At 59.5% G+C, this 18,610-nt stretch carries 16 protein-coding genes and 2 pseudogenes; 3 read left to right on the top strand and 15 right to left on the bottom strand.

Annotated elements, in window-relative coordinates; all coding sequences use genetic code 11:
* Positions 1-256: 256 nt before the first annotated feature.
* Entirely contained in the window at positions 257-2,248 is a 1,992-nt protein-coding gene (tkt, locus tag JJB97_RS16170; RefSeq protein WP_238715104.1) for a transketolase, read from the bottom strand.
* A 363-nt stretch (positions 2,249-2,611) separates the two neighbouring features.
* Between tkt and loiP the strand changes: the two genes are divergently transcribed.
* Together loiP and nudI are read left to right on the top strand one after the other, a co-directional pair.
* Positions 2,612-3,385, top strand: coding sequence for a metalloprotease LoiP (gene loiP, locus JJB97_RS16165; protein WP_238715103.1), 774 nt, complete (start codon positions 2,612-2,614; stop codon positions 3,383-3,385).
* A 128-nt stretch (positions 3,386-3,513) separates the two neighbouring features.
* Positions 3,514-3,894, top strand: a pseudogene (nudI, locus tag JJB97_RS16160) (nucleoside triphosphatase NudI).
* 392 nt (positions 3,895-4,286) lie between these two features.
* Here nudI and JJB97_RS16155 read toward each other — a convergent pair.
* The 14 genes from JJB97_RS16155 to JJB97_RS16090 form a co-directional block, all read right to left on the bottom strand.
* Positions 4,287-5,927 carry a thiamine pyrophosphate-binding protein gene (locus JJB97_RS16155; protein ID WP_238715105.1) on the bottom strand — a complete coding sequence of 547 codons (1,641 nt, stop codon included), beginning with the start codon at positions 5,925-5,927 and terminating at the stop codon, positions 4,287-4,289.
* A 15-nt stretch (positions 5,928-5,942) separates the two neighbouring features.
* Positions 5,943-7,412 (bottom strand): aldehyde dehydrogenase, encoded by a 1,470-nt coding sequence (locus tag JJB97_RS16150; protein ID WP_238715102.1) that lies wholly within the window; start codon positions 7,410-7,412, stop codon positions 5,943-5,945.
* A 9-nt stretch (positions 7,413-7,421) separates the two neighbouring features.
* The gene (locus JJB97_RS16145) at positions 7,422-8,204 is read right to left on the bottom strand and encodes an aspartate dehydrogenase (protein ID WP_238715101.1); all 783 of its coding nucleotides are present in this window, start codon (positions 8,202-8,204) and stop codon (positions 7,422-7,424) included.
* A gap of 9 nt (positions 8,205-8,213) precedes the next feature.
* Positions 8,214-9,008 carry an SDR family oxidoreductase gene (locus JJB97_RS16140; protein WP_238715100.1) on the bottom strand — a complete coding sequence of 265 codons (795 nt, stop codon included), beginning with the start codon at positions 9,006-9,008 and terminating at the stop codon, positions 8,214-8,216.
* On the bottom strand, positions 8,992-9,765 hold the full coding sequence (locus JJB97_RS16135) for an alpha/beta fold hydrolase (protein ID WP_238715099.1): 774 nt from the start codon (positions 9,763-9,765) through the stop codon (positions 8,992-8,994). Before JJB97_RS16135 ends, JJB97_RS16140 begins: the two co-directional genes overlap by 17 nt.
* 9 nt (positions 9,766-9,774) lie before the next feature.
* Positions 9,775-10,308, bottom strand: coding sequence for a cupin domain-containing protein (locus JJB97_RS16130; RefSeq protein ID WP_238715098.1), 534 nt, complete (start codon positions 10,306-10,308; stop codon positions 9,775-9,777).
* A gap of 10 nt (positions 10,309-10,318) precedes the next feature.
* On the bottom strand, positions 10,319-11,575 hold the full coding sequence (locus JJB97_RS16125) for an MFS transporter (protein ID WP_238715097.1): 1,257 nt from the start codon (positions 11,573-11,575) through the stop codon (positions 10,319-10,321).
* A gap of 28 nt (positions 11,576-11,603) precedes the next feature.
* Positions 11,604-12,800 carry an NAD(P)/FAD-dependent oxidoreductase gene (locus JJB97_RS16120; protein ID WP_238715096.1) on the bottom strand — a complete coding sequence of 399 codons (1,197 nt, stop codon included), beginning with the start codon at positions 12,798-12,800 and terminating at the stop codon, positions 11,604-11,606.
* Positions 12,797-13,723 carry a VOC family protein gene (locus JJB97_RS16115; protein ID WP_238715095.1) on the bottom strand — a complete coding sequence of 309 codons (927 nt, stop codon included), beginning with the start codon at positions 13,721-13,723 and terminating at the stop codon, positions 12,797-12,799. Before JJB97_RS16115 ends, JJB97_RS16120 begins: the two co-directional genes overlap by 4 nt.
* A gap of 88 nt (positions 13,724-13,811) precedes the next feature.
* Positions 13,812-14,600: an IclR family transcriptional regulator gene (locus JJB97_RS16110; RefSeq protein WP_238715094.1), complete on the bottom strand. Its 789-nt coding sequence runs from the start codon at positions 14,598-14,600 to the stop codon at positions 13,812-13,814.
* A 16-nt stretch (positions 14,601-14,616) separates the two neighbouring features.
* Positions 14,617-15,366: an SDR family oxidoreductase gene (locus JJB97_RS16105; protein WP_238715093.1), complete on the bottom strand. Its 750-nt coding sequence runs from the start codon at positions 15,364-15,366 to the stop codon at positions 14,617-14,619.
* Complete coding sequence (locus tag JJB97_RS16100) at positions 15,366-16,388, bottom strand: aromatic ring-hydroxylating oxygenase subunit alpha (protein ID WP_238715092.1); 1,023 nt, start codon at positions 16,386-16,388, stop codon at positions 15,366-15,368. Before JJB97_RS16100 ends, JJB97_RS16105 begins: the two co-directional genes overlap by 1 nt.
* Positions 16,389-16,398: 10 nt before the next feature.
* On the bottom strand, positions 16,399-16,713 hold the full coding sequence (locus JJB97_RS16095) for a recombinase-like helix-turn-helix domain-containing protein (RefSeq protein WP_238715091.1): 315 nt from the start codon (positions 16,711-16,713) through the stop codon (positions 16,399-16,401).
* Positions 16,710-17,033, bottom strand: coding sequence for a Rieske (2Fe-2S) protein (locus JJB97_RS16090; protein ID WP_238715090.1), 324 nt, complete (start codon positions 17,031-17,033; stop codon positions 16,710-16,712). Before JJB97_RS16090 ends, JJB97_RS16095 begins: the two co-directional genes overlap by 4 nt.
* A gap of 918 nt (positions 17,034-17,951) precedes the next feature.
* Between JJB97_RS16090 and JJB97_RS16085 the strand changes: the two are divergent.
* Positions 17,952-18,610, top strand: a pseudogene (locus tag JJB97_RS16085) (transposase); the annotation flags it as partial.

The raw sequence follows: 18,610 nt of genomic DNA, 5'->3' as shown, positions 1-18,610 counted from the left end.
TGCGGGGCGTGCGGGGCGTGCGGGGCGTGCGGGGCGTGCCAGCCTGACATGCCCGACCATCGCTGGCAAGGCGTGCGCTCACATTTGTGTGAAAAAACTGCCCAATCGCGCTAAAAATCCAGCCGTTACGGAAAATCATCAAATGCGGCCTCGCTGACTATCTTATCTATAAAAGAAAAGGCAGAAGCGCTGGCCTCTGCCCTTTCCCGTTTCTGTTACTCTGTCACGGGCGGCGAGCGCCGCCTACAGCAACCGCTTACAGTAAAGCTTTCGCCTGGCTTACCACATTATCAACGGTAAAGCCGAACTCTTCGAATAGCTGTTCTGCCGGAGCAGACTCGCCAAAAGTGGTCATACCGACGACCGCGCCATTAAGGCCAACGTACTTGTACCAGTAATCAGCGATACCGGCTTCGATAGCCACGCGCGCGCTTACCGCTTTCGGCAACACCGCTTCACGGTAGGCGGCGTCCTGCTTGTCAAACGCATCGGTAGAGGGCATGGAAACCACGCGCGCCTTAATGCCTTCAGCAGACAATTTGTCCCACGCCGCCACCGCCAGTTCAACTTCAGAACCGGTTGCTATCAGGATAAGCTGCGGCTGCCCGTCGCAGTCTTTCAGTACATAAGCGCCGCGGGCGATATCCGCCAGTTGCTGTGCGCTACGATCCTGCTGCGCCAGGTTCTGGCGCGAGAGAATCAGCGCGGTAGGACCATCGCTGCGCTCAACGCCATATTTCCACGCCACCGCCGACTCAACCTGGTCACACGGGCGCCAGGTGCTCATATTCGGCGTCACGCGCAAAGAGGCCAGTTGCTCAACCGGCTGGTGCGTCGGGCCATCTTCGCCAAGACCGATAGAGTCATGGGTATATACCATCACCTGGCGTTGCTTCATCAGCGCAGCCATTCGCACCGCGTTGCGGGCATATTCGACGAACATCAGGAAGGTGGAGGTATAGGGCAGGAACCCGCCGTGCAGGGCGATACCGTTGGCAATCGCGGTCATACCAAATTCGCGCACGCCGTAGTGAATATAATTACCGCCCGCGTCTTCATTCAGCGCTTTCGAGCCAGACCACAGCGTCAGGTTAGAGGGCGCAAGGTCTGCGGAGCCGCCGAGAAATTCAGGAAGCAGCGGGCCAAATGCTTCAATGGCGTTCTGCGATGCTTTACGACTGGCGATTTTTGCCGGATTCGCCTGCAGTTTTTCGATAAATGCCTGCGCTTTCGCGCCAAAATCCGCGGGCAGCTCGTTTTTCACGCGGCGGGAGAATTCGGCGGCCTCTTGCGGGAAGGCTTTCTGATAGGCGGCAAATTTTTCGTTCCAGGCATTTTCTTTTGCCTGGCCGGCCTCTTTAGCATCCCATTGCGCGTAGATCTCCTGAGGGATCTCAAATGGCGCATAGCGCCAGCCCAGTTGCTTACGGGTGGCGGCCACTTCCGCTTCGCCCAGCGGCGCGCCGTGCGAATCATGAGTGCCCGCTTTGTTTGGCGAACCAAAGCCGATTATTGTTTTGCACATTAGCAGCGACGGCTTATCGGTAACCGCGCGCGCTTCTTCGATAGCGCGTTTGATGGCGTCTGCGTCGTGGCCATCCACGCCGCGCACTACGTGCCAGCCATAGGCTTCAAAACGTTTCGCGGTATCATCGGTAAACCAGCCTTCCACGTGCCCGTCAATGGAGATGCCGTTATCGTCATAAAACGCCATCAGCTTGCCAAGCCCCAACGTTCCGGCCAGCGAGCACACCTCGTGTGAAATGCCTTCCATCATACAGCCGTCGCCCAGGAACACATAAGTATGGTGATCGACGATATCGTGGCCAGGGCGATTAAACTGCGCCGCCAGCGTTTTTTCCGCAATCGCCATGCCTACCGCATTGGCGATGCCCTGCCCCAGCGGGCCGGTGGTGGTTTCAACGCCTGGCGTATAGCCCACTTCCGGGTGGCCTGGCGTTTTAGAATGTAGCTGACGGAAATTTTCCAGTTCAGAAAGCGGCAGATCATAGCCCGTGAGATGCAGCAGGCTGTAAATCAGCATAGAGCCATGACCATTAGAGAGCACAAAACGGTCGCGATCCGCCCATGAAGGATGAGAAGGATTATGGTTCAGGTAATCGCGCCACAAGACTTCAGCAATATCAGCCATCCCCATCGGGGCCCCCGGGTGACCGGATTTGGCTTTCTGAACAGCGTCCATACTGAGCGCACGAATGGCATTAGCAAGCTCTTTACGAGAAGACATTTTAACTCCAATCGGATGGTTAAAGGCTGCGCCTTTGTGGTCGTTAAGGGTCCCGTCGCCGGAAGCGATATACCTTCGCTTATTCCGGGCGCTGAGCGGCCAGTTAACGCCATAAGACACACCCACGGCTTGAAATATCACAGGTATGGGCTACACCCGAATTTATGCTCAACAATGTAACCCAAGCGGCGGGTCATGTACATGGAGTATCCTGTCGCCCGTTCGGAAATCTCCGGCATCCGATCGCAGGTCGCACAAATTTTTCCCACCCCTGGGGTTATCTTCTTTATACTCGTGCTGATGCGGGGTCCTGTACCCGGCGATGTTCACTTTTCGATAACTGATTTAGGGATAGACCAGACCATGAAAATGCGTCCGATACTGCTTTGCGTTGCTGGCGCAACGTTGCTTAGCGGCTGTCAGAATATGGATTCCGGCGGGTTATTGTCATCAGGCGCCAGCGCCTTTCAGGCCTTTTCGCTTAGCGACGAGCAGGTGCTGACGCTGAGTAACCAGGCCTGCGCAGAACAGGACAGTAAAGCCACTATCGCCGCCGCAGGCAGCACTTACGCCCAGCGCCTGAAAAAAATCGCCGCCGCGCTCGGCGATAACATCAATGGTCAGGCGGTGAATTACAAGGTTTATCAGAGCAAAGACGTCAACGCGTTTGCAATGGCGAACGGCTGTATCCGCGTTTACAGCGGGCTTATGGATATGATGAACGATAACGAAGTAGAAGCGGTTATCGGCCATGAAATGGGTCATGTCGCCCTTGGGCACGTGAAAAAAGGAATGCAGGTCGCACTGGGCGCCAATGCCGTGCGCATGGCGGCAGCCTCTACGGGCGGCATTCTCGGCAGTTTGTCTCAGTCCGAACTCGGCGCGCTGGGTGAACAACTGGTCAACGCACAGTTTTCCCAGCGCCAGGAAACCGAAGCCGACGATTACTCCTACAGCCTGCTGCGCAAGCGCGGCATCAACCCGTCAGGCCTGGTCACAAGCTTTGAAAAACTGGCGAAAGCGGAACAGGGCCGCCAAAGCTCAATGTTTGATGACCATCCCGCCTCCGAAGCGCGCGCGCAGCATATCCGCGACCGCATGCGCGCAGACGGCCTGACGCCGCCGCCAAAGCCCTAACCGCTTCGCCCCGCCTTGCGGGGCGCCGCTGGCCGCCGAGAGCTGAAGTTTGCGGATACACGCCAGCTCTCGTCTGTTTTGCTTTTCTCAGCGGCCGTCTGTCAACAGGCGATGACATGCGTCAGTGAATCACTGTTTGCCCCATTATTGAAAACAACGGCGACTATCTGCTTTGCAGGATGGCTGACGATCGCGGCGTTTTTCCCGACCAGTGGAACCGGGTGAAAACAGTGAAACCGCCCTGCGGCGGGAAATTCGTGAAGAACTGGGCGACGCGCTGGAAATCGTCCATATCGCCCCGTGGACATTTCGGGACGAGGCGCGCGGACGGCGCCAGAGAAAAGCGCTATACGCTCTCTCTGATTTTTGACTGTATCAGCGCCAATCGCGACGTGACGTTTAATGTAGCGTTTCAGGAGATTGCCTGGGTCAGGCCTTCGGCATCAGGCCGTTACGATCTTAACGCCGCAACGCGCCAGGCGTTTCAGGATAAAGGGCTGCCAGGCTGAACCGATAGCTACGCCACGGGCGTCGCCAAACGCCATTACGCGCGCGTCCCGGCGCAGGTAAAGCGGCTGCAACGGCCACCCCGCCTTCAGGCAAAATCAGGTTGCGATAGCCTGGTAAAACGGCCGCGAAAAACGGGGCGTACAAGTCTGCCGCCGCGCGCCCGCAGGCGAATATTTCAACCGGCAATAAGAAAAGCCGGCCGGCGATTAACCGGCTGGCATAGGCCTGTCTATTCATGCTGTGCCCCTTAACCCTGCATGGATGCCTGCGGGGCGCGTGCGAAAAACCCGCTGACTGCGTTGCCGGGCTTAAACAGAGGGCCTCTCTGCCCTGCGCCTTGCCAGCGGGTTTTTCGCTCAGCGCCAGCATCATGAGGATTAAAGAACACAGCCTAGTACAGCGTTTTTTGCGGCGGCCCGGCAAAGCGCAGCGGGCCAATATCGCCCATACGCACCTCCACCACCGACGGCCCCGGCATAGCCAGCGCTTCCGCCAGCGTCGGCTGGAAATCATCCACGCTTGCGACCGTCCATGCCTGTAGTCCCATCGCCTGCGCAAGCGCCGTAAAGTCCGGCGTATGCAGTTCGTTGTAATACTGGCGGCCGCCAAAATATTTATCCTGAATGCCGCGCATTACGCCATAACCGCCGTCGTTCATAATCAGCAGCGTAATGTTGGCCTTCTCCTGCGCCATTGTCGCCAACTCGCCAAGGTTAAGGCTTAAGCCGCCGTCGCCCACCAACGCCGCGACTTTGCGCTGCGGGTTTGCGAGCGCGCTACCCACCGCCATCGGCAGCCCCATACCGATTGCGCCTGCCAGCGAATGCACATTGCCCAGAGGGCCATTAGCCCGAAACAGGCGGCTGCCCCACAGACTGCCGGAGACGGTAATATCGCGCACCAGAATGCCGTCCTGCGGCAGCGCGCGCTCAATGGCATCGTTCAGCGCCGCATAGGGGCCGCACTGCTCGCGCAGCGCCTGCGCGGCCTGCGCCACCGCCTGCTGAATCTGCGCATCCTGCGCCGCATCGCCCCAGACGCGCCCCTGCGCCTTCGCCGCCAGCGCGTTAAGCGCCGCGCCGGCATCGGCAATCAGGGTTTCATCCATCAGATAGTTGCGGCTGGCGGCGGCGGGGTCGATATCCACCTGCACGCGCGGCGCGGGCAGCGCCAGCGTCCAGGAGCGGGTTTCATTGCTGCGCAGGCGTGAACCGACCACAAGCGTCAGATCGCACTGTTCAATTAACGCTTCTACCGACGGCGAGTTGTGAAACGCCCTCAGGCTGCGCGGATGGCTGTCCGGTAGAATTCCGCGCCCGTGCGTGGAGGATATTACCGTAACGCCCGCGTCCGCCAGTTTTCGTACCGCGTCGGCACAGCTCAGCGCGCCGCCGCCCACCCACAGTAGCGGCCTGCGCGCCGCGCTTAAACGCTGCCAGAGCCGCTCAACGGCGCGCTCGGGCAGCGCCGGGGCCGCCAGCGGCGCGACGGGCGCCGTCACCAGCGCTGCCGGAATGTTTTTACCCTGGATATCAATGGGGATTTCCACCGATACCGGGCCGCACGGCGGGGTCTGCGCATCCTGAATCGCCCGCTGAAGTATCGCAACCGCCTGATTCGGGTTGCTGATGCGATACGCGCGCTTCGAACTGGCGCGCAGATAGCCAAGCTGGTCGCGCGTTTCATGGATAAACCCTGTATCGGCATCAAGCCACGCCTTTTCTACCTGCCCGGTAATATGCAATAGCGGCGAACCGGCATTCAGCGCCTCCACCAGCGCGCCGACCGCATTACCCGCGCCGGCGCCGGTGCTGGTCAGCGCCACCCCAAGGCCGGAAAACCGGCCGTGCGCGTCCGCCATCGTCACCGCCCCGGCCTCGCCACGCGCCGGCACAAAGCGCAGCCTGCCGCGCTGACCAATAGCGTCCGCGACCGGCAGGTTATGGATGGAAATCACGCCATACAGGGTATCAACGCCGTACAGCTCCAGGGTACGGGCAATGGCTTCGCCCACGGTAATCATCTCGCTCATCATCAGCCCTTATTGTTAGTCGCACCAGCGGTTGACGCCATTGCCGGTCGCCAGGTAGATGCTCTTTTGCTGCATCCAGGCCTTAAGCCCCTGCATGCCTTTTTCGCGGCCAATGCCGCTCTCTTTAAAGCCGCCAAAGGGCGTTGAGACAGAAAATACTTTGTAGGTATTAATCCACACCGTTCCGGCTTCCAGTTGTTCCGCCAGGCGCAGCGCGCGCCCGGCGTCGCGAGTCCAGATACCCGCCGCCAGCCCGAATACCGAATCGTTGGCCTCACGCAGCAGCGCCTGCTCATCATTAAACGACATCGCCACCAGCACCGGGCCAAAAATTTCCTCCTGACATACCCGCGCCCGGTTCGTCAGCCCTTCGATAATGGTGGGCTGAAACCAACTGCCCTCGGCCAGGCGGGCGTCGGCCGGGATCTCGCCGCCGCACAACACGCGTCCGCCCTCTTCCTGCGCCAGGCGCACATAGCGCATCACACTTTCGCGATGCTCAGGACTAATCAACGGGCCGACGTGGGTGCCCGCCGTCAGCGGGTGCCCCAGCCGCAGCCCTTGTGTCAGCGTCAGCAGCCGCGCCATCAGCGGCTGATACACGCTCTGGTGTACAAACAGCCGCGCGCCGGCGATACACGCCTGCCCGCCGGAACTGAAAATGCCGTAACAGATGCCGCGCGCCGCCTGTTCAATATCCGCATCCTCCAGCACGATGGTGGGGGATTTCCCCCCCAGCTCCAGCGACACGGGAATCAGTTTTTCTGCCGCCACGTGCGCCAGAAGACGGCCTGTGGTTGTGCCGCCGGTAAAGGAGATTTTGCGTACCAGAGGGTGTCGCGCCAGCGCGTCGCCGATAATGGAACCTTTGCCCGGCAGCACGCTTAGCAGCCCGGCAGGCAACCCGGCCTGTTCAAAAATCTCCGCAAGCGCGAGCGCCATCAGCGGCGTGGCTTCCGCAGGTTTGAGAACAACGGCGTTACCGGCTGCGATAGCCGGAGCAATCTTCTGCATCTCGCTGGCGATCGGGGAATTCCACGGCGAGATGGCCGCCACCACGCCCAGCGGCTCATAGCGGCTTATCGTCATAACATCGGCAATGCGCGGCGTGGGAAGTTCGCCTTCCAGCAATTCGCAGGCGGCGGCGAAATAGCGCGCGGTGGCGGCAGCGCTCATCACCAGGCCGCGGGTTTCCGCCAGCGGCTTGCCGTTATCGCGGGTCTGGCGCTCCGCCAGCGCCTCCACGCGCGCTTCAATGATGTCCGCCGCGCGGGAAAGAATGCGCGCGCGCTGGTGCGGCAGGCTGTTGCGCCATGCCGGGTCGCGCCAGGCGCGTTCGCCGCGCGCAACCGCCTCTTCCAGGTCATTCAATCCGGCTGCATGCAATGATGCGTTGACGGAGCCGTCCGCCGGAAAGCGGCTGTGCATGATCTCGCCGCTGCCCTGGCGCCATTCGCCGCCGACACAGATATTAAGTAGTGCCATCGCCGCTCCTTACTGTTGCGCCAGCTCACGGCAGGCGCGTACCGCGCTCAACGCCGCAAGCGCCGAAGTTTTGGGATTGGACGCCAGCGGCAGGCCGCTCAGCTCCAGGTGAAACTCGCCAAACCCGCCCTCAACGTGCAAAGTGTGCGTATTGCGTTTCGTTTGCGGATCGACCATAAGCTGAACGCGCGTGTCGTCCATCCCCACGCCGCCAAGCGCCACGGTAGCCGCCACGTTGGCGTTGGCCGGAAACAAACGCGCCGCCTCGCGAGCGCTGCCTTCAAAAAATATTTGCGCGTCCTGCACGCCGCCGAGATCGATAAGCGTTTCGGCGTAGCTGCCGCGCCAACTGGCCGGGCTTTTACGGGAACGATAGGTAACGCGCTCCAGCCCGCCTTCTTTTGCCGCGGCCAGGCCATCCATCCCCGCCAGCGCGCCGGAAAGCAGCGTCAGCCTGCCGCCGCCTTTACGCCGGGCCGCCTCAATACGCTGTTCCAGCGCAGCATCCGCCAGCGCGCCGGTAGAGATAACCGCCAGATGCCAGCCGCGCGCCAGCACATCTGCGCCATATTCCGCCACCGCCTGCTGGCTGGCGCATTCCAGCACCAGATCCGGCGCTGCCTCGCAGGCCTGCGGCGAGCGCAGCGGCGTGACGCGCCCGCCAAAACGGTTGCGAATGTGGGCATGATGCGGCTCGCGCGCCACAATCCAGCCCAGCGCCACGCCGGCCGGCAGACGTTCAATCACCGCCTGCGCCATCGCGCCATAGCCAATCAGCATAATCTTTTTCATCGCATGTCCTCACAAATGGCGGCAGAAGCCGCCGGAAACATCCAGCGCAGCGCCGGTAGTAAACGACGCCAGCGGAGAGGCCAGAAAAAGCAGCGCCTGCGCAGGTTCCTGCGGTTTGCCCAGCCGCTGCATCGGAATACCGCGTTTACGGGCGATATCCGCCGTCCATGCATGCCAGCTCTGGCTTTTATCCTGACGCGCCTCAAAGCGGCGGCGCCACTGGCCGGACTCCACCATGCCAAGCAGAACGGAGTTCACGCGAATCCCCTTGCCCACCAGCTCCTTTGAGAGCGTGAGCGTCATATTCAGCAACGCGGCGCGAGCGGCGGAAGTGGCAATCATGTGTTCCTCCGGCTGCAGCGCCAGCAGCGAGTTCACGCAGGTCACCGATGCGATATCGGAGCGTTCAAGCTGAGGCAAAAACGCCTGTAGCGGGTTGATGACGCCAAACAGCTTTAGCTGCGCTTCGCGCAGCCAGGCCGCGCGCGGCGTTTCGTCAAAGTGCGCCACAAAGCCCTGGCCGGCGTTATTGATAAGCATGTCCGCCCCGCCAAAGCGCGCCTGCACCTCAGCGGCAAAAGCGTTTACCTCCTCTTCTTTTAATACGTCGCAACGGCGCGCAAGTATCTCCGCCTGCGGATATTCACTCTGTAGCGCCGCCAGCGCGCTGGCGAGGCGGTCGTTATCACGCCCGCAGAAGGCCACCTTCGCCCCCTCGCCCAGCAGCAGGCGCAGGGTTTCAAAACCAATGCCGGAGGAGCCGCCGGTCACTACCGCCACGCGCCCTTCAATGAGTGCATTCATCGCTCGCCTCTTTTATTACTCGTGCAATCTGTTGATTAAAAAATCGCTCATTATCGAGATAGCTGGCATGACCGGCCTGTGGAATGCTCAGGTATGGCGCGCGCCAGCGCAGCGCAAGAGCGTGTGCGTTTTCCGGCGGCGTAATCGTATCCTGTTCGCCGCACCACACCTCAAGCGGCCCGCGCCAGTCGGCAAGCCAACGGTGAATATCCTCATTTGCCAAAAGCCAGGCCGCAGCCAGGTAACCTTCCGGGCGCAGGCGCCGCATGCCCGCCGCGACCGTAGCCACGTCCCCGACGCGCGCGCCGGAACGCAGCAGTTTATCGGCCCGGCTTTCTGCCATCGCTTCTGTACCCTGCGCTATCTGGCGCTGGCGACTGCGCCACACCTGCTCGCGCCGCTCGGGCGCCGCCTGCCCGTAACCCTGGGCCGGGTCGGCCAGTACCAGGCGCTTTACGCGCTTCGGGTAAACTGCGGCAAAAGCGCAGGCCACCAGCGCGCCGAGCGAATGGCCCAGCAATACCGTTTTTTCAACGCCGGCGCGCTCCAGCATCGTCGCCAGCGCGTCAGCATAATCGGCGGCCATCGGCAGGGCGGCGGCAAGCGGCGGGCTGTCGCCATAACCCGGCATATCCCAGGCGAGCAGGCGACAGCCTGCCACGCCAGAAAACTGTTTATGCCAGGAGGCGGCGCAAGAGCTGATGCCGTGCAAAAGCGTCAGCGCCTCGCCCTCTCCTGTTTCACGCCAACAGATCACGCTTACTCCTTAGCTGCGTTTCACTTTTGACAGCGGATGATCGTCCGGGTAGGTTGGGATATTCGGCTTCATATTGCCGAGCATTACGCACATCAGCGCTTCTTCTTCGCCGTGATTGAACAGCCCGCGGTAGATGCCGGGCGGCACGGAAATCAGGTCGCGCTCGCGCAGCACGGTTTCGTAATACTGGTCGCCATCTTTAATCGACAGCGTGATGGAGCCACGCAGCATAAAGAACACTTCTTCCACGTCGTCGTGCAGATGCAGCGGCCCTTCACATTTAGACGGCAGCACCATAGTAGAGAACGTGAAATGCTCCGCTGGCACCGTGTTGGCGTCGCTGGCTACGCCGGTCGCGCCGGTGCCGATATAGCGCATCTGGGCGCGGCGGTATTTCGGATCAAAATCGGCCTGAAATTTCAGGGCGTTCCAGTCATATTTACGTCCTTCAAAGCGCGCAATGCGCGATTCCACCCACTCCGCCATAGAAAGGTTTTCCGGCTTGACATTAGCCTCGCCTGTTACGGTAGTTATCTCAGACATCTTGTTCTCCTCAGTAACGTGTCAGCAGCGGCAGCAGCAGCGCGCAGCCCAGCGCCGCAATCGCCACCAGAAATAGCAGCCCGCTATCCATGCTGTGGGTAAAGGCAATAAGCGCCCCCATCACCACAGGCGATAGCGCGCCTGCAAAATTACCCAGCCCGTTGAATATGCCGCCTGCGGTAGCGCTCACCCCAGGGCGGGTCGCCTTCGCCAGCAGCGCAAAGATATTCGGCGCGCCTACGCCCCACATGAAGGTGCTAAAGCTCATAGCGGCAATCGTGGGTAAAGGCCCGGACAGGTTCAGCACCAGCGCAAGCCCCGCCGCCGCGCCTGCCATTGAGATAAAACAGGCCAGCGCGCGCCTGTCCATGCGGTCTGACAGCCAGGCGCCGATGGCTTCGCCAAGCAGCATGGCGATGAACGGCAGCGACGACATCCAGCCTGCGTGCTCAAGATGAATGCCTTTTCCCTTAATCAGGTAGCCAGGCAGCCAGCCGTTAATGCCCCACAGATAGGTGAGAAAGGCGATATTAAAGACGCAAATCATCCAGAAGTGCGGGCTGGCGAACAGCTCGCGCCGCGCCGTGCGCCGCTCGTCGGCGCTGGCGGTTTCTCGCCCGCGCGCAGGCTGCATTCGCACGTGGCGCAGACCGATACGCACCAGCGCCAGTACCGGCAGCGTCAGCAGCGCCATCGTAAAGAAGGTGCTCTGCCAGCCGAAAGCGTTCAGCAGCCAGATGGACAGCGGGAAGCCAATGGCTGCGCCCAGCGGCGTGCCAAGCAGCCACATCATGGTGGCGCGCGCCTGCAAGCGCGCCGGAAAAGCGTGGCGGATAATGGCAAACGCCAGCGGGAACAGCGGCCCTTCCGCGATCCCCAACAGGATGCGCAGCGCCATCATGCCGGCGTAAGAGTGGGTAATTCCCATCAGCGCCATCAGCACGCACCACACCACCATCATGCCTGTGAGCAGTTTGACCGGCGCGATACGGTCGCCCAGCCCGCTCAGGAACACGGATGAAAAGCCGTAGCTGAGCAAAAATACGCTCATCAGCAGCCCCAGGCGCGTGGTGTCAAAACCGATGCCCATCGCCTGCTGGAATTGTTCGTCGGAAAACAGCGCTGCAATGCTGATTTTGTCAAAGAAAGCCAGCAGTACGCAGGCCAGCAGCGCCAACGGCACCGACCAGCGCACCGGCTGTTCAGACGTGCGGGCGGCCTCGCCGCGTGGCGTTTGCGACACGGCGTCTGTCTCAAAGGTGGTCATGCTTACCCCCTGTTGGGTGCGACTTCCCTCAGCGCAGGGACATCAGTGAAAAGTCAGGATTGTCCAGGGGGAGCCCCGTTAAATCCCGCCCGGCGGCCATCCAGCGTTTGGCCAGTTTGACGGTGCGCGCATCGTTGAACGCGACCAGTTGCGTAAGCCGTCCGTGCGCGCTCAGGGAAAAAAACAGCGTGCTGCCCGGCGAACGTCGCACCAGCGTGCGGCTGCCCGGTTCAGGAATGCCCAGGATCTGAATGTTGTGTTGATATTGATCCGACCAAAGCCAGGCGGCTTCATCGTAAGCAGGCGCATCGGGGTTAAGCATGGCTTTCGCCGTCGCGACCGCCTGGTTTTGCGCAAAGGCCCACGACTGAACGCTCAGGCCATAGCGTCTGTGCTGCGCCACATCGCCTGCGGCGAAAATCGCCGGATCGCTGGTGCGCCCCTGGCCATCCACCACGATAGCCCGCTCCACCTTAAGCCCGGCGGCGCGCGCCAGCTCAAGGTTCAGATCCACGCCGATCCCCACAACCACCGCATCAAACGTTTCACGGCGGCCATCGCAATGAATAACCGGCCTGCCGCCATCATCGCTCAGCTCAAGCGGCCCGCAGCCGCAGCGCGCATCAACGCCCTGTTCGCGGTGCAGCGCCAGCAGCGCGTCAGATACCGCCGCGTTAACCGAACGCTGGCATAGCGCGCTTTGCTGCTCAAATAGCGTGACGCCCGCGCCAACATTACGCGCCGAGGCCGCAATCTCCAGCCCTATCCAGCCGCCGCCCACTACCGCCAGGCGTTGGCTCTGCGCCAGTTTTTGCTTCAGGCGACGCGCGTCGTCCCAGTGGCGCAACGTGTAGACCTGCGCGTGGGACCGCCAGGCATTATCAGGCAGGCGCGCGCGCGCGCCGGTAGCAAGCAAAAGCTGGTCATACGCCAGCCGTTCGCCGTTATCCAGCGCAACCACTTTCTCATCACGCGCTATGGACACTGCGCGCTGCGGACGATACCAGTTAAGGTCCAGCGCGCGCTGGGCCGCTTCGCTAAACAGACGCGGCAGCACGGGAACAGCCTCAAGCAGCGACGCTTTAGACAGCGGCGGGCGCTCATAAAAATCCCACGCTTCTTCAGCCACAACGCAAATCTCGCCGCGATAGCCTTCGTCGCGCAGAGTTTTGGCCGCCCAGCCCCCCGCCTGGCCGCCGCCGATAATGACAATGCGCGAATTCATATCGCCTCCGCCTTCGTTTGCTGACGACGGGTGTCATGATCGATACCGCCCTCCACGGCCCACTCGGTAAACGACGCCAGCGAGTGCTCCAGCTCGCGCGGCTGCCAGTTTTCGGTCAGGTAGTCGTCGTTGGTGTAGTACTCGAACGCGCCGCCGGTCGGGCTGTTGACGTACCAGAAATAAGCCGATGAGACAGGGTGACGGCCCGGGCCGATAAACGTGCTCCAGCGCTCTTTATTCATGGCGATGCCGCCGCCTATCACCTCATGGATATCGCGCACCGTGAAGGCCACGTGGTTAAGGCCGCGGCCACGGTGCGGCAGTTGCAACAAAAACAGATTGTGATGCCCGCCGCGCGCCTGGGTGCGCAGAAATACCGCGCGGTTGATGTAGCGATCGGACACCCGGAAGCCCAGTACATCGCGGTAGAAGCGCTCGGTCGCCGCCAGATCGTCAACGAAGAACACCACATGGCCAATATTGACAGGCTCAGCGCGCGTATAAACCGGACTGGGGGTATCCACGCGACGGTGGTCGCCCCACTGATTAATAGCCGGAACATCCAGCGTCACTTCGCGCTGCCGGCTGACCGCCACGCGCAGCGTCATACCGTTTGGATCGCGACATTCCAGCGCGCCGTCGACTTCGCAAAAGCCAGGCTGCGTCGCCAGCGCCGGCGCCAGCGCGGCCAGCGCGGCGGCATCAGCGACAGCCCAGGTCATGCGGCGTAGCGTCGAACCTTGTTCAAAGGCGGCAGGCAACTGGGGGGCATGCGCGGGATACAGTTCCACCTGCGCGCCGCTCAGGGTAGAGAAGCGGCGGTGCGATCCGTCATCACGCAGGCCAAAGTCATGCATAAATTTTGCGCTCAGCGCTAAATCTTCAACGCCAAATTCCAGCTTCTCAATACCCGTTACGCTCATGATAATTCGCCTCTTCGTTAACAGCCGCTCGGAATTCAGGCGTAAGCGTAGCCCGACGCCCGGCGCGCCTTTTATTTAACTTATTGATTTATCCCGCTTTTGGCAGGTAACCCAGAAAGCCTGAAATTTTATCCGCCGCAAATCTCACTTCATTGCGCAGCCGTTCGCGATCGGAGTGCGGCACCTCATCAAAGGGCACCATAATACTGACCACTGCTGCTACCCGGCCGTCGCGGTCAAACACTGGATAGACAATGGAGGAGATGCCGGGCCGGTAAAAGGATTCACCGATGACATAACCGCGCGCCCGATCCTGGAGCACCATTTGCCACAGCGCTTCGCGCTCCTGCACCTGCCCCGGCGCGTTGCCCGGCAGACGTTCATCGGGAAAGAGTTGTTCAAATTCGGCACGCGACACATCCGTCAACAGCATGCGCCCAAGCGAGGTACGGTGTACCGGCAGGCGGGTGCCAATGCTCACCTGGTTAATCCGGGAGCCGGCGGCGCTGACGCGGGCGATATAAACAAGGTCATGGCCGTCGCGGATAGCCAGGTGGCTGCTACACTGGCTGCTGTCGCGCAGTTGCTCAATAACCGGCTGGCCTACCTGCGCCACATCCAGCGAAGCGATATATTCAAAGCCAAGCCGCAGCACGTTCATCCCCAACGAAAACGTATTAGTCCGCGCGTTACGCTCCAGAAACCCCATATACTCCAGCGTCTGCACTATGCGGTAGGCAGTCGCCTTCGGCATTGCCACCAGCCGGTGCAGCTCGGCAAAACTCAGCTCGCGGTGCTGCGCGCCAAAGGTCAATAACAACTGAAGCCCACGCTCCAGGCCCGGCACCAGATATTTACTCGCCTGAACGTTCGCCATATCGCTCCCGTACCACTCAGTTAAAGATAAAGCCGCCGTTAACCGGCAGAAGCTGCCCGGTAATAAATTCCGAAAGATTGCTGAGCAGCCACGCCACGCTTCCGGAAACATCCTGCGGGTGCTGCGCGCCAGCCAGCGCGCGACCGTTTTCATACAACTGATGGCGCTCGGCGGGCACATACTCAGTGGCCTCCACCCGCGTCAACCCCGGCGCAATGGCGTTAACGCGGATGCGTCGCTTCCCCAGCTCGCGCGCCATTGAGCGCGTCATGGCAATGACCGCCCCTTTGCTGGCCACATAGGCCAACAGGCGCGGCGCGCCCCACAGAGCAGTATCGGACGCCACGTTTACAATGCTGCCGCCGTCGTTAAGGCAAGGCACAGCGGCACGCGTGACCAGCCAGGTGCCCTTCACATTGATCTGCATAACGCGATCCCACAACTGCGGGTCGTACTCCATCATGTCTTTACCGCCTACCCCGGTCGCCAGCGCCGCGTTATTGACCAGGCCGTCAATTCTGCCGCGCTCGCCAATAGCGCTGAATACGCTGGCAATAGAATCCGCACAGGCGAGATCGATACGGTAATGCTCAACGTTATAGCCTTCTGCCGCCAGGCGTTGCGCGCCATGCGCCAGTTCATCGGCCAGGATATCGCACATCACTATGCAAGCGCCCTGGGCGGCCAGGTCCTGCGCAAACTGAAAACCCAGCCCGCGCGCTGCGCCGGTCACCACAACCCGCTTGCCGTCAAGCAGCCCGCTCATCAGGCCGCTCCTTTATGTTCTTCACGCTTTGCCAGTTGCTGGCTGGCGGCTTTTTGCATTATGCGGCGCAGGCGGGACAGTCCCACATCGTGTTGATACAGATACTCATGCTCACGGGCGTTCGGCGCCATACTTTCCAGCACGACGCGATCCTGTTCGAGCACCTCCCAGTGCAGCTTTTCCAGACGGTTGCGATACATAAAACGCCACAGATCGCGCTGCCAGCCCTCAACGCGGCGGATACGCCAGAAAAAAACGCGGCAGTTGTCGTTATCTTCCGGCACTACCATGCCAACTATCCAGAAGTGACCGCCCGGCCCAAAGCGTTTTTTGTAAGGAATGGACAGACGCATCCAGTACGCGCCGCTGGCGCCGAATTCCACCCAGTCGAAATTAACGCCGCTCTGGCCTTTCTTTTCGAAGATAAAGCCGTCTTTGGTCGGTTGCAGGGCCATATCCGCCTTGCGATCCCCTTCCGCCATAGAGTGCGACGATGAGTGCAGGTAAGTGCCGTGCATCGGATCCATCACATTTTCCAGCGCATACTGGTAGTTGCATTTCCACGCGGCAGTACACAGGAAATGGCTAAACGTCTGCGCATCGGCCAGCTCCTGTGGAAAGGTCAGTTCGGCCGGTTCTTCATCTTCGGTTACGCCAAACCACAGGAAAATAGCGCCGTGGGCCTCGTTCACCGCATAGCTGCGCACACACTGCTGGCCGACCAGCGGGCAGCGATCCACAGCGGGCACATCTTTCACTTCGCCGTTGCCAGCCACTTCCACGCCGTGGTACCAGCAGGCGATGCGATCGCCAAGATTCCAGCCCATAGACAAGCGCGCGCCGCGATGCGGGCAGCGGTCTTCCAGCGCCTGAATCCGGCCGTCTTTGTCGCGCCAGACGACTATCTGCTCACCAAGGCGTGTGATGCCCACCGGCGCCGACTGCACTTCCCAGCTTGCCAGCACCGGGTACCACAGCCCGCGCAATCCTTTATCGAGATATTCCTGTACTGTTGTTGTCATTGCTGTACCCTCAGTAGCCGTTAACCTGCAAAAAAGCGCGGAAGCTTGCCTCACTCCACGGTTCGCCCTGCTGGTCGTAGTTTTTCTGTTGGTTAAGCCCCTCCACCAGCTCGCCAGGCGTCTGCGCGCCGTCGTCAAAAAGCTGCTCCAGCGCGCAGATCAGGTTCAGTTCAAAGGCTTCCGGTACGCGGCTGCGGGTTTGCCAGATGATGTTTTGCCAGGCGCCGGGCGTGTGAATGTTGCCATTGCCGCCCTCTTTAGGGGGCGCGAACTGTCGGTTTTCCGGCAAGGAAGGATTAACATCCTGAATAATATCAATGCTCATTCCACTGTCTCCGGGATAAAGGTTATCTGAATCTGGTTTTCAACTACGCGCACAGGGTAGCGGTTGAGGCTGCGCCCGCCGGGGCCGTGTAGACAGGCGCCGGTGCGGACATCAAACACGGCTTCATGCAGCGGGCATTCCACTTTGCCATCCTCCACAAACCCCTGACTTAGCAGGGCGTAAGCGTGGGGGCAAACATCTTCCAGCGCATAATATTCACCGTCGACCAGATAAACCCCTATCTCTTTACCCTCAACGTTACTGCTAAAAGGAAAGTCTTCCTGTACCTGCTCTACATCACACACGCCTATCCAGCTCATCACGATCCTCCAGGCCTTTTGTTTCATATATGAAACTTTGTTTCTTATTTAATACGGTCAATATAAAAGCGGTAACGCCGGGGTCAAGCGAAATTGTGATGATTTTGTTAAAAAAACAAAATACGTGATGTAACTGTGCAAGCGATCACGAAAATGCTTATCCAGAATAACAAACAAAAGGATTAATTTTTTTGTCGACCGTCGTTTGACGCTCACTCTTCAATTAAAAACGGCCAGAATTTTTTTTAAAACAAAGAAATAAGTTAAACATAACAATGTAAAAAGGAGAAACTCACGTCACGAAATAAACAGAAAATACATTTAAAAAACAAACAGTTTAAAATGAAAACCAATTACACACAGAAATTATCGTGTTTATATGCGCAGGAGGATAACAACTTTGCCTTCCGATAATAAAAATTTAATTCATGCCATAAAACCGCTAAGTTATGTAAGCCAATTTTTATTAATGACGATTATCTATATTGATAGCTTAAATTAATACCATCCTGTTGATATCTTTAAGCCGCTCAATCTCTTACTGTCAAATGTTAAAAAAATGCTTCAATCACTGCTATTAATGCCCTGCCCGGACGTATACGGCATTTCAGCGCATGCGCTCAATTTTGTTTTATAAATTAAACATCATGAAGACCAGCGCTGGCTGCGCGTTGCGCCCGTCTGATGGCCGGGGATCGTAGAAGGTTCGCCGTTCTCGCTTAAAAGCCAGTTTGCACCACGCGCACGGGACACGCCCGGCGCGATAATACGCTGGGGTTAACGGTAAGTTTTGCGGGTCGCCAGGCGTGCCTTTTCGCCGCTAACGCCTGCCGGGGCGTGCAGGACGCGGCAATGGCAGACAGGTCAACACTATGCGCGCGGTGTAGTGGCACACTAAATTTGGCCACCTGATTAAAGGTGATATTCTCACCACAACACAAAACAGGTGACTTAATGAACAAGAAAACCAAACGTACGTTCACCCCTGAGTTCAGGCTGGAATGTGCACAACTGATTGTTGATAAGGGCTACTCATATCGACAAGCCAGTGAAGCGATGAATGTCGGTTCTACCACGCTTGAGAGCTGGGTACGCCAGCTCAGGCGAGAGCGTCAGGGGATTACGCCCTCTGCCACCCCCATTACTCCAGACCAGCAACGTATCCGCGAGCTGGAAAAGCAGGTCCGCCGTCTGGAGGAACAAAATACGATATTAAAAAAGGCTACCGCGCTCTTGATGTCCGACTCGCTGAACGGTTCACGATAGTTGCCAGACTGAGTGACAGCCACACGGTTGTCAGCCTGTGTTCTGCTCTGGAAATAAACCGCAGCAGTTACCGGTACTGGCGAAAACGATGCGATACGGTTAATCCGGCGTGAGTCAGGTTGTGCAGCGAAATACGCCGGGCGTGGAACCAAAGTCGGGGCTCTGCGGGTGCGCGCACTCTGGCTGAAATGCTGACCCAAAACGGCGTCCCGATGAGCCGTTACCGTGCCGGGCGTCTGATGAAATATCTGAACCTGAGCAGTTGTCAGCCCGGAAAACATCAGTATAAAAATGCCCGTCAGGAGCATACC

Origin of the sequence: Tenebrionibacter intestinalis (genome assembly GCF_016632365.1) — a bacterium.
GTDB classification, from domain to species: domain Bacteria; phylum Pseudomonadota; class Gammaproteobacteria; order Enterobacterales; family Enterobacteriaceae; genus Tenebrionibacter; species Tenebrionibacter intestinalis.
Note: the sequence above shows the minus strand (reverse complement) of the source record. Positions and strands in the feature narration are given on the sequence as shown.

Excerpts from the sequence above, each read along its gene's own strand:
- tkt (WP_238715104.1), bottom strand. The coding sequence starts at position 2,248 with ATGTCTTCTCGTAAAGAGCTTGCTAATGCCATTCGTGCGCTCAGTATG.
- loiP (WP_238715103.1), top strand. The coding sequence starts at position 2,612 with ATGAAAATGCGTCCGATACTGCTTTGCGTTGCTGGCGCAACGTTGCTT.
- JJB97_RS16155 (WP_238715105.1), bottom strand. The coding sequence starts at position 5,927 with ATGAGCGAGATGATTACCGTGGGCGAAGCCATTGCCCGTACCCTGGAG.
- JJB97_RS16150 (WP_238715102.1), bottom strand. The coding sequence starts at position 7,412 with ATGGCACTACTTAATATCTGTGTCGGCGGCGAATGGCGCCAGGGCAGC.
- JJB97_RS16145 (WP_238715101.1), bottom strand. The coding sequence starts at position 8,204 with ATGAAAAAGATTATGCTGATTGGCTATGGCGCGATGGCGCAGGCGGTG.
- JJB97_RS16140 (WP_238715100.1), bottom strand. The coding sequence starts at position 9,008 with ATGAATGCACTCATTGAAGGGCGCGTGGCGGTAGTGACCGGCGGCTCC.
- JJB97_RS16130 (WP_238715098.1), bottom strand. The coding sequence starts at position 10,308 with ATGTCTGAGATAACTACCGTAACAGGCGAGGCTAATGTCAAGCCGGAA.
- JJB97_RS16125 (WP_238715097.1), bottom strand. The coding sequence starts at position 11,575 with ATGACCACCTTTGAGACAGACGCCGTGTCGCAAACGCCACGCGGCGAG.
- JJB97_RS16120 (WP_238715096.1), bottom strand. The coding sequence starts at position 12,800 with ATGAATTCGCGCATTGTCATTATCGGCGGCGGCCAGGCGGGGGGCTGG.
- JJB97_RS16115 (WP_238715095.1), bottom strand. The coding sequence starts at position 13,723 with ATGAGCGTAACGGGTATTGAGAAGCTGGAATTTGGCGTTGAAGATTTA.
- JJB97_RS16110 (WP_238715094.1), bottom strand. The coding sequence starts at position 14,600 with ATGGCGAACGTTCAGGCGAGTAAATATCTGGTGCCGGGCCTGGAGCGT.
- JJB97_RS16105 (WP_238715093.1), bottom strand. The coding sequence starts at position 15,366 with ATGAGCGGGCTGCTTGACGGCAAGCGGGTTGTGGTGACCGGCGCAGCG.
- JJB97_RS16100 (WP_238715092.1), bottom strand. The coding sequence starts at position 16,388 with ATGACAACAACAGTACAGGAATATCTCGATAAAGGATTGCGCGGGCTG.
- JJB97_RS16095 (WP_238715091.1), bottom strand. The coding sequence starts at position 16,713 with ATGAGCATTGATATTATTCAGGATGTTAATCCTTCCTTGCCGGAAAAC.
- JJB97_RS16090 (WP_238715090.1), bottom strand. The coding sequence starts at position 17,033 with ATGAGCTGGATAGGCGTGTGTGATGTAGAGCAGGTACAGGAAGACTTT.